The organism is Kitasatospora sp. NPDC029367, assembly GCF_055569135.1.
Genome location: NZ_JBVHYH010000052.1, coordinates 12,333 through 14,069, shown reverse-complemented (window position 1 = coordinate 14,069; position 1,737 = coordinate 12,333). Strand labels below are relative to the sequence as shown.

At 70.2% G+C, this 1,737-nt stretch carries 1 protein-coding gene; it reads left to right on the top strand.

The features are described from left to right. The first annotated feature begins 307 nt into the window (after positions 1–307). A complete protein-coding gene (clpX, locus tag ACZ4W5_RS25425; RefSeq protein ID WP_030283761.1) occupies positions 308–1,597 on the top strand; it encodes an ATP-dependent Clp protease ATP-binding subunit ClpX in 1,290 nt (429 codons plus the stop codon). Positions 1,598–1,737: the final 140 nt, after the last annotated feature.

The window sequence follows — 1,737 nt, the reverse complement described above, 5'->3', positions numbered from 1 at the left end:
TCGTGCTGCGCCCGCCCACCCCCGCGGTGGTGAAGCGCGGCCCTTTTTCCCCCCCCCCCCCCCCCCCCCTGCCCACCCCCCCCCCCCCCCCCCCCCCCCCCCCCCCCCCGACCCGTCGGCGGGCGCTGCCACGGCATCTGTTCGGTATCAATTCGCCCAGGGCGTAGGGCAGACCCGGCGAAGAGGACGGAATCACGGGCCCGGCAGAGTACCGTCGGATAGCGAGACCGAGCGCCGTCGGCGCGGACGGTCCACAGCACCAGGCCCCGGAACCCCCGCGGGGCCCCTGGCGAAGGGGAAGCACCTCGTGGCACGCATCGGAGACGGTGGCGACCTGCTCAAGTGCTCGTTCTGCGGCAAGTCGCAGAAGCAGGTGAAGAAGCTGATCGCCGGCCCAGGCGTGTACATCTGCGACGAGTGCATCGACCTGTGCAACGAGATCATCGAGGAGGAACTCGCCGAGACCTCCGAGGTCCGCTTCGAGGAGCTCCCGAAGCCGCGCGAGATCTACGAGTTCCTGGACCAGTACGTGGTCGGCCAGGACCTCGCCAAGAAGGCGCTGTCGGTCGCGGTCTACAACCACTACAAGCGGGTCCAGGCGGGCGAGGCCGGCCGTAGCGGCGGCAACGGCCGCGAGGACGCGATCGAGCTGGCCAAGTCGAACATCCTGCTGCTGGGCCCCACCGGCTCCGGCAAGACCCTGCTGGCGCAGACCCTGGCCCGGATGCTGAACGTCCCCTTCGCGATCGCGGACGCCACCGCGCTGACCGAGGCCGGCTACGTCGGCGAGGACGTCGAGAACATCCTGCTCAAGCTGATCCAGGCGGCCGACTACGACGTCAAGAAGGCCGAGACCGGGATCATCTACATCGACGAGATCGACAAGGTCGCGCGCAAGAGCGAGAACCCGTCGATCACCCGCGACGTCTCCGGCGAGGGCGTGCAGCAGGCGCTGTTGAAGATCCTGGAGGGCACCACCGCCTCGGTGCCGCCGCAGGGCGGGCGCAAGCACCCGCACCAGGAGTTCATCCAGATCGACACCACCAACGTGCTGTTCATCGTCGGCGGTGCCTTCGCAGGCCTGGAGCGGATCATCGAGGGCCGCGCGGGTGCCAAGGGCATCGGCTTCGGCGCCAACATCCGTTCCAAGCGCGAGTCGGACGCCAGCGACCATTTCCGCCAGGTGATGCCCGAGGACCTGGTGAAGTTCGGCATGATCCCCGAGTTCATCGGCCGTCTGCCGGTGATCACCAGCGTGCACAACCTGGACCGCGAGGCGCTGCTGCAGATCCTCACCGAGCCGAAGAACGCGCTGGTCAAGCAGTACCGCAAGCTCTTCGAACTGGACGGCGTGGAGCTGGAGTTCTCCCGGGACGCGCTGGAGGCGATCGCCGACCAGGCGATCCTGCGCGGCACCGGCGCGCGCGGTCTGCGGGCCATCATGGAGGAGGTGCTGATGTCCGTGATGTACGAGGTCCCCTCGCGCCAGGACGTCGCCCGCGTGGTGGTCACCGGGGACGTCGTCTCCAAGCACGCCATCCCCACCCTCGTCCCGCGCGACATGATCAAGCGCGAGCGCCGCGACAAGAGCGCCTGAGTCCGAGTCCGAGCCCGGGCCCGAGCCCGGGCCGACGGCCTGCGGCCCGCGGCAGCGGGGGGGGGGGGGGGGGGGGGGGGGGGGGGGGGGGGGGGGTGGGGTGGTGGGGGGTGGGGGGGGGGTGGTGGTGTTGGTAGAGC